This window comes from Nocardioides sp. (assembly GCF_034670285.1).
In the GTDB taxonomy this organism is placed as follows: Bacteria; Actinomycetota; Actinomycetes; order Propionibacteriales; family Nocardioidaceae; genus Nocardioides.
On sequence record NZ_JAXMNS010000166.1, the window covers coordinates 1 to 7,668 of the forward strand.

At 68.9% G+C, this 7,668-nt stretch carries 8 protein-coding genes and 1 pseudogene; 8 read left to right on the forward strand and 1 reads right to left on the reverse strand.

Annotated elements, in window-relative coordinates:
- The 3 genes from VOI19_RS09920 to VOI19_RS09930 form a co-directional block, all read left to right on the forward strand.
- A partial coding sequence (locus VOI19_RS09920; protein ID WP_323792802.1) for an iron-sulfur cluster-binding domain-containing protein occupies nucleotides 1–888 on the forward strand: 888 nt, incomplete at its 5' end.
- 43 nt (nucleotides 889–931) lie between these two features.
- Nucleotides 932–2,074 (forward strand): acyl-CoA desaturase, encoded by a 1,143-nt coding sequence (locus tag VOI19_RS09925; RefSeq protein WP_323792803.1) that lies wholly within the window; start codon nucleotides 932–934, stop codon nucleotides 2,072–2,074.
- Nucleotides 2,075–2,079: 5 nt separating this feature from the next.
- On the forward strand, nucleotides 2,080–2,322 hold the full coding sequence (locus VOI19_RS09930) for a hypothetical protein (RefSeq protein WP_323792804.1): 243 nt from the start codon (nucleotides 2,080–2,082) through the stop codon (nucleotides 2,320–2,322).
- A 15-nt stretch (nucleotides 2,323–2,337) separates the two neighbouring features.
- Here VOI19_RS09930 and VOI19_RS09935 read toward each other — a convergent pair whose 3' ends face one another.
- Complete coding sequence (locus tag VOI19_RS09935) at nucleotides 2,338–2,979, reverse strand: acetoacetate decarboxylase family protein (RefSeq protein WP_323792805.1); 642 nt, start codon at nucleotides 2,977–2,979, stop codon at nucleotides 2,338–2,340.
- An 81-nt stretch (nucleotides 2,980–3,060) separates the two neighbouring features.
- On the opposite strand from VOI19_RS09935, the gene VOI19_RS09940 reads away from it, so the two are divergent.
- The 5 genes and pseudogenes from VOI19_RS09940 to VOI19_RS09960 form a co-directional block, all read left to right on the forward strand.
- Nucleotides 3,061–3,381, forward strand: coding sequence for an antibiotic biosynthesis monooxygenase family protein (locus VOI19_RS09940; protein ID WP_323792806.1), 321 nt, complete (start codon nucleotides 3,061–3,063; stop codon nucleotides 3,379–3,381).
- Nucleotides 3,382–3,456: 75 nt separating this feature from the next.
- The gene (locus tag VOI19_RS09945; protein WP_323792807.1) at nucleotides 3,457–4,866 is read left to right on the forward strand and encodes a glycine--tRNA ligase; all 1,410 of its coding nucleotides are present in this window, start codon (nucleotides 3,457–3,459) and stop codon (nucleotides 4,864–4,866) included.
- Nucleotide 4,867: 1 nt separating this feature from the next.
- Nucleotides 4,868–5,587, forward strand: coding sequence for a hypothetical protein (locus VOI19_RS09950; RefSeq protein ID WP_323792808.1), 720 nt, complete (start codon nucleotides 4,868–4,870; stop codon nucleotides 5,585–5,587).
- A gap of 45 nt (nucleotides 5,588–5,632) precedes the next feature.
- A complete protein-coding gene (gene dusB, locus VOI19_RS09955) occupies nucleotides 5,633–6,772 on the forward strand; it encodes a tRNA dihydrouridine synthase DusB (RefSeq protein WP_323792809.1) in 1,140 nt (379 codons plus the stop codon).
- 163 nt (nucleotides 6,773–6,935) lie between these two features.
- A pseudogene (locus tag VOI19_RS09960) lies at nucleotides 6,936–7,668 on the forward strand (hypothetical protein); the annotation flags it as partial.

Sequence of the window (7,668 nt, forward strand, 5' to 3'; positions counted from 1 at the left end):
GGTCACCGCGCCGGTCAGTACGTGCAGGTCGGCGTCGACCTGCCCGACTCCGCCAAGCGGATGACGCGCTGCTTCTCGATCTCCTCGGCCGCCTCGCAGCCCGGCGAGGAGATCACCCTCACGATCCGTGCGCACGACGAGGGCCAGGTCTCGAAGCACCTCGTCCACCACGCACAGCCCGGGCAGATGCTGCACCTGAGCCAGGCCGAGGGGGACTTCACCCTCGACGAGAGCCCGGCGACGCCGACCAACAACCACCTCCTCTTCATCACCGGCGGATCCGGGATCACCCCGGCGATGTCGATGATCCGCACGCTCCTGCGCGACGGCTACGACGGCAGGGCCGGTCGCAAGGTGACCTTCTTGCACTACGCGCGCTCGGCCGAGGACCAGATCTTCGCCGCCGAGCTCGCCGAGATCGCTGCCGGTGACAACGACGTGACGGTGCACCTGCGACATGGTGAGCAGGTGTTCTCCGAGTTCGAGCTGCGTCGGCTCGTTCCCGGCTACCGCGCCACCGACACCTGGGCCTGTGGTCCTGCCGGGCTGATGGCGCTCGTCGCCACGGCGTACGACGGCTCCTCGCGGCTGCGGACCGAGTTCTTCAAGGCGCCGCGCGTCGACGCCGGCAGCGCCGAGGGCGACGTGTCGTTCGAGCGCTCGGGCAAGGAGGCCGCCAACACCGGCGCGACCCTGCTCGAGCAGGCCGAGGCGCTCGGCCTGAAGCCGGAGTTCGGCTGTCGGATGGGCATCTGCTTCTCCTGCACCTCGCGCAAGACAGACGGCACGGTGCGCAACGTGCTCACCGGGGCCGAGTCCTCGCTGCCCGACGAGGACATTCAGATCTGCGTCACCACCCCTGTCGGCGACTGCGCCGTCGACCTCTAACCTCCCTGACCCTGCTGAGACCCTGACAAGAAAGGACGACGCCATGAGCATCGCCTACGACAACGAGACTCTCGCCCCCCACGCAGCCCCCCACGCCGACCCCATCGCCGTCCCCGGCATCGACGTCGCGGCGGTCAAGAAGCTGACCGCTGAGCAGCTCGATGCCTTCGGCGCCGAGATGGACGCCATCCGCCAGCGCGTGATCGCCGACCTCGGCCAGGCCGACCGCGACTACATCCACAAGGTCGTCAAGGCCCAGCGCGGCTTCGAGGTCGCCGGCCGCGCGCTCTTCTACCTCCCGCCGGCCTGGCCGCTGGCCGTCGCGGCCCTGAGCGTGTCGAAGATCCTCGACAACATGGAGATCGGCCACAACGTCATGCACGGCCAGTACGACTGGATGGGCGAGCCCGGCCTGAGCTCGCGGATGTTCGACTGGGACAACGTCTGCCCCGGCGAGCAGTGGAAGTACAGCCACAACTACATCCACCACACGTTCACCAACATCCTCGGCAAGGACCGTGACATCGGCTACGGGATCCTGCGGATGGACGAGGACCAGAAGTGGCACCCCTACTACTTGGGCAACCCGGTCTACGCGCTGCTGCTCATGGTGTTCTTCGAGTGGGGCGTCGCGATGCACGACCTCGAGGTGGAGAACATCGTGTCGGGCAAGCGCTCGCTGGAGGAGAACAAGGCGATCTACCCGGGCTTGATGAAGAAGATCCGCAAGCAGGCGCTCAAGGACTACGTGCTGTTCCCCGCACTCACCGGACCGCTCTTCCCGCTCACGTTCGCGGGCAACGCGACCGCCAACCTCATCCGCAACGTCTGGGCCTTCAACATCATCTTCTGCGGGCACTTCCCGGCCGGGGTCGCGACGTTCACCGAGGAGGAGTGCGAGAACGAGTCGCGCGGGCACTGGTACTACCGCCAGATCCTGGGCTCGGCCAACATCACCGGCGGCAAGCTCCTCCACCTGATGTCGGGCAACCTCTCCCACCAGATCGAGCACCACCTGTTCCCGGATCTGCCTGCCCGTCGCTACCCGGAGATCGCCCGGGAGGTCCAGGAGATCTGCGAGCGCTACGGCATCGCCTACAACACCGGTCCGCTCCACAAGCAGCTCGCCAGCGTTGCGAAGAAGATCTGCCGGATGGCACTTCCGCCCAAGCGCACGGCAGACTAGGCCTCATGAACTCCACGCCTGACGCGAAGGGCCCCGACGAGCTGTCCCGGGCCGAGATCGGCAAGGACGCCATCCAGTCGACGGCCGAGGCGGCCGCCACCGCGGTCGGCGAGGTCACCACGATCATCACCGGAGCGGTGAAGGACGTCGCCACCGCCATCGGGGGCTTCGCGACCGAGATCTTCGAGATCCGTGAGGCGACCCGCAAGGCACAGGCCGAGCACGACGCCGGCGTCAGCGACGACTAGTCAGGCGCGTCCCGCTCAGCTGCCGAACGACAGCCGGAAGTCGCTCAACCGGGCCGATCCGAGCTGGGTGGCGCCGCGCAGGTAGCCCAGGGGGCCGTCGGCGGCGAAGTCCCAGCGGCCGCGAGCGAGCAGCGCCTTGGCCGAGCCCTTCATGATCGCGCCCTTCACGCCGCCGCCCTCGGGCAGCTCGGGCTGGAAGGTGTCCTGCTTGAACGGCGCGCGGGGGGCGAGGCGGGCGACGTCGGTGAACGACGCGCTCGCGACCGGCGTCTGACCGAGCGAGGCGCTCCAGTCGGTGCTCGTCAGTGGACCGCGGTGGGCGGTCTCGAGGTCGAAGTCGCACAGGCTCTTCGGGATGGCCCACAGCTCGCGACCGCCGGCCACCGACGCAGGGGAGTCGACCCAGATGTCGGTGATCGTGATCTTGCGGCCGTGCCCCTCGGCTTTGCGCATCAGCCGCGCGACGAGCAGCTCGGAGTAGGTCAGCGGGCTGCCCTCGGTGTAGCTGACGAACGCGGCCCCGTAGATCCCGGCCGGCCGCAGGGCGTCGACGTCCTCGGTGAGCCGGAAGACGCTCAGCCACATCGATCCCCGCATCGCCCACGGCTCCGGCGGATAGTCGACCTTCTCATACGGCAGTCCTCCGGGAATCGTCATGCCGCGCATCGTAGTGAACGCCGAGTCGGCGCGAGTACGCGCCGACTCGCGGAGAGACTGGGTCGGGCTAGGGTCTGCAGCGTGATCGTGGTGAACCGCTTCCGGGTGCCGGAGGCCGAGGGTGAGTCCTTCCGTGCCGACCTCCAGCGGGCGCACGACGCTCTGGCCGAGTGCCCCGGGTTCCTCACCGGCACGATGGGTCGCAACGTCGACGACCCCGAGCTCTGGGTGCTCACGACCACCTGGGAGCACGTGGGCGCCTACCGCCGCTCGCTGTCGTCGTACGACGTCAAGCTGCACGCCGTTCCCACGCTCGGGCGCGCGCTGGACGAGCCGAGTGCCTACGAGATCGCCGACCCCGGCACCGATCTCAACACCCGCGCCGCGAGGTCGTTAGGCTGACGCCTCGCCTTCACGTGCAACGTCCCGGCAGCCAGTCGGACGCAGCGTGGATCTGATCAGCACAGGAGCTCCACCGTGGCCAAGCCGCCTCCCACCACCGTCGATCATGTCGTCAACCTGGCCAAGCGCCGAGGCTTCGTCTTCCCGTGCGGCGAGATCTACGGCGGCACGCGCTCGGCCTGGGACTACGGCCCGCTGGGTGTCGAGCTGAAGGACAACATCAAGCGCCAGTGGTGGAAGTCCATGGTGCAGATGCGCGACGACATGGTCGGCCTCGACTCCAGCGTCATCCTGCCCACCAAGACCTGGGAGGCCAGCGGTCACGTCGACACGTTCTCCGACCCGCTGACCGAGTGCCAGTCGTGCCACAAGCGCTTCCGTGCCGACCACCTCCAGGAGGCGGCCGCCGAGAAGCAGAGCAAGGCCGACGAGGAGATCGACCCCGACGCGATCGACCTCTCGACTCTCGCGTGCCCCAACTGCGGCACTCGTGGCGCCTGGACCGAGCCGCGCCAGTTCTCCGGGCTCCTCAAGACCTACCTCGGCGTCGTCGAGGACGAGTCGGGCCTGCACTACCTGCGCCCCGAGACCGCGCAGGGCATCTTCCTCAACTTCAGCAACGTCGTGACGTCCTCGCGCATGAAGCCGCCCTTCGGCATCGCCCAGATCGGCAAGAGCTTCCGCAACGAGATCACTCCCGGCAACTTCATCTTCCGCACCCGCGAGTTCGAGCAGATGGAGATGGAGTTCTTCGTCAAGCCGGGCGAGGACGAGGAGTGGCACCAGTACTGGATCGACGCGCGCACCCAGTGGTACGTCGACCTCGGCATCAACCCCGACAACCTGCGCCACTACGAGCACGCCCAGGAAAAGCTGAGCCACTACTCCAAGCGCACCGTCGACATCGAGTACCGCTTCGGCTTCGCCGGCTCCGAGTGGGGCGAGCTCGAGGGGGTCGCGAACCGCACCGACTTCGACCTCTCCACCCACGCCAAGCACTCCGGCAAGGACCTGAGCTACTTCGACCAGGCCAACAACGAGCGCTACACGCCCTACGTCATCGAGCCGGCCGCGGGTCTCTCGCGCAGCCTGATGACGTTCCTCGTCGACGTCTACTTCGAGGACGAGGCCCCCAACACCAAGGGCGGCGTCGACAAGCGCACCGTCCTGCGCCTCGACAAGCGCCTCGCGCCGGTCAAGGTCGCGGTGCTGCCGCTGAGCCGCAACGCCGACCTGTCGCCGAAGGCCAAGGCGCTGGCCGCCGAGCTGCGCGGCAACTGGAACATCGACTTCGACGACGCCGGCGCGATCGGCAAGCGCTACCGCCGACAGGACGAGATCGGCACGCCGTACTGCGTCACCGTCGACTTCGAGACCCTCGACGACAACGCCGTCACCGTCCGCGAGCGCGACACGATGCAGCAGGAGCGCGTCAGCCTCGACGGGATCTCGACGTACTTCGCCGAGCGGTTGCTGGGGTGCTGACGTGCGCACCCGTCGCGGAGGTCTGAGCCGTACGGCGGCAGCAGTCGCCGCGCTGACGATGGTGGCCGGGCTGGCCGCCGGGTGCTCGGGTGGGGACGACGACGCGTCGTCCGGCACGCCCGAGGAGAGCCCGACGGCAGCGAGCCCGACGCCGTCCGAGGAGCCGGAGGTCGAGGGCTACCTCCCGGTCCCCGACGGGGTCGACCTCACCGAGCCCGGCACACGACTGAAGTTGAAGGACTCGGCCGTCGCGGCCTGGCAGCCACGCCAGGACGTGGTGGGTGTCGTCGAGGTGGCCGTGACGCGCATCGACGAGACGACCGTCCAGGCCTCCCTGGCCGGGTTCGACCTCGACGCCGAGGAGCAGCGCTCCACGCCGTACTTCGTGAAGGTCAAGGTCACCAACGTCGGTGACACCGACCTCGGCGCCCGTCAGCTGCCCATCTACTTCCTCGACACCAGGGGAGTGCTGGTCGCACCGACCGGGGTCGCGCGCGACTTCAAGGCGTGCCCGGGAGGGGTGCTGCCCGGCACCTTTGCGCCCGGCGAGCAGGCCATGAGCTGCCTGATCTTCCTGGTGCCCGAGGGACAGGAGCTCCAGGCGATCACCTTCCGTCCCCCGGACGGCGTCGTGCCGGTCTCGTGGAGGGGAGCGGTCACCACGCCGAAGAGTGGCGCGGCGAAGGCCGGCCGTGCCAAGCAGTCCGCCACGTCGCAGTGACGAAGCGATTTGGGTCGGTGGCGGCTCTCCTCGGACAATGAAGGCATGACCACCACCGCCGAGGCACTGCAGCTGGGGCCCCTGCGCGTCGAGACGCCGGTGGTGCTCGCCCCGATGGCGGGCATCACCAACGCGGCCTACCGGCGGCTCTGCGCCGAGCAGGGTGCCGGCCTCTACGTCTGCGAGATGATCACCTCGCGCGGACTCGTCGAGCGCGACACCACGACGCTCAACATGCTCGTCTTCGACGAGCTCGAGACCACCCGCTCGGTCCAGCTCTACGGCACCGACCCGGTCTACGTCGGCAAGGCCGCCGAGATCTTGTGCGCGGAGTTCGGGGTCGCCCACATCGACCTCAACTTCGGCTGCCCGGTGCCGAAGGTGACACGCAAGGGCGGGGGAGGGGCGCTGCCTTGGAAGCGCAACCTGCTCGGTCAGATCCTCGAGCACGCCGTGGCCGCCGCGACGCCGTACGACGTCCCGGTGACGATCAAGACCCGCAAGGGTCTCGATGACGACCACCTCACCTACCTCGATGCCGGCCGCATCGCCGAGGAGTCGGGCTGCGCGGCGATCGCGTTGCACGGCCGCACCGTGGCGCAGGCCTACTCCGGCCAGGCCGACTGGGAGGCCATCGGCGCACTGGTCGACCACGTCGGCATCCCGGTGCTCGGCAACGGCGACATCTGGGAGGCCTCTGACGCCTTGCGGATGGTCGAGCAGACCGGCGCGGCCGGGGTTGTCGTCGGACGTGGGTGCCTCGGGCGCCCCTGGTTGTTCCGCGACCTCGCCGCCGCCTTCGCAGGTGAGGAGGTCGCAACCCTGCCGGCCCTCGGCGAGGTGACCGCGATGATGCGCCGCCACGCCGAGCTGTTGAGCGAGCACATGGGGGAGGAGCGTGGCTGCAAGGAGTTCCGCAAGCACGTCACCTGGTACCTCAAGGGCTTCGCCGCCGGCGGCACGTTGCGCCGCTCGCTGGGTCTGGTCGACTCGCTCGCTGCCCTCGACGAGCTGCTCGCCGAGCTCGACCCCACCGAGCCGTTCCCGGTGCGTGAGCTGGGCACGCCGCGCGGGCGTCAGGGGGCTCCCCGCGCGCGGGTGGTCCTGCCCGAGGGCTGGCTGAACGACACCGACGGCACCGCCGCGGTGATGCGCGAGGATGCGGCGGAGACCACGGGAGGGTGACCCGAAACACCCACGGAAATGGGCTCAGGATTCCCGGGCCTTAGTGCGCTTGTGCTTCACTCGAAAGTGTTGCCGGTCGCCGTTGCGATCGGCTTCGGCACATCAGCACCACGTGCCACATCTGCACCCCCCGTCCTGTCAGCAACAGCAAAGGATCAGCGCTGTGGCGAATCTCAGCCACAAGCGGGACACCAATGCCCGCCTGTTTTCCCGCGTCCCGACCGCGTCCGCGATCGCTGGACCCCTCGCCATCCTGGCCACCGCCTCCGCGGTCGGCATCGGGGTGGCCACCACCGGCGCCGGAGTCACCTCCGCCGCGTCCCTGAGCTCTGCCGTCCCCACGGCGGTGTCCGGCCCCGTGGCCGGTGACACCAGCCCGGTCGCGCGCGACCTGGTCATCGGCGACGTCGACCGTCGACTCATCTCCCGCAGCGGCGCTCGCGCCGACGCGCAGGAGCTCGCGCTGCCGAAGAAGAAGAAGCTCACCAAGGTCGAGAAGATGCTGCGCCCCAAGAAGGTGCGCAAGGCCATCCGCACGGCCGACACCGAGCAGTTCGCGACCGCCCCGCTCAACCTCTGGTCAGAGCCGGGCAAGAAGGCCGACAAGGTCGGGTTGCTCGACGAGGGCAAGAAGCTGCTCGTCACGGGTCGCTCCCACAACGGGCGCGACGAGATCGTCCGCGGCAAGGTGACTCGCTGGGTCACCGCCGGCTACCTCAGTGACGACAAGCCGGTCGAGGAGACGACGGAAGCCACCGCGAGCCCGGCTGCTGGCGCCACCTGCACCAACGGCACCAGCGTCCCCTCGGGCGTGAGCGCCAACGTCGTCAAGGTCCACGCGGCTGTCTGCGCGGCATTCCCGGGAATCTCGACCTACGGGACCTTCCGCAGCGACG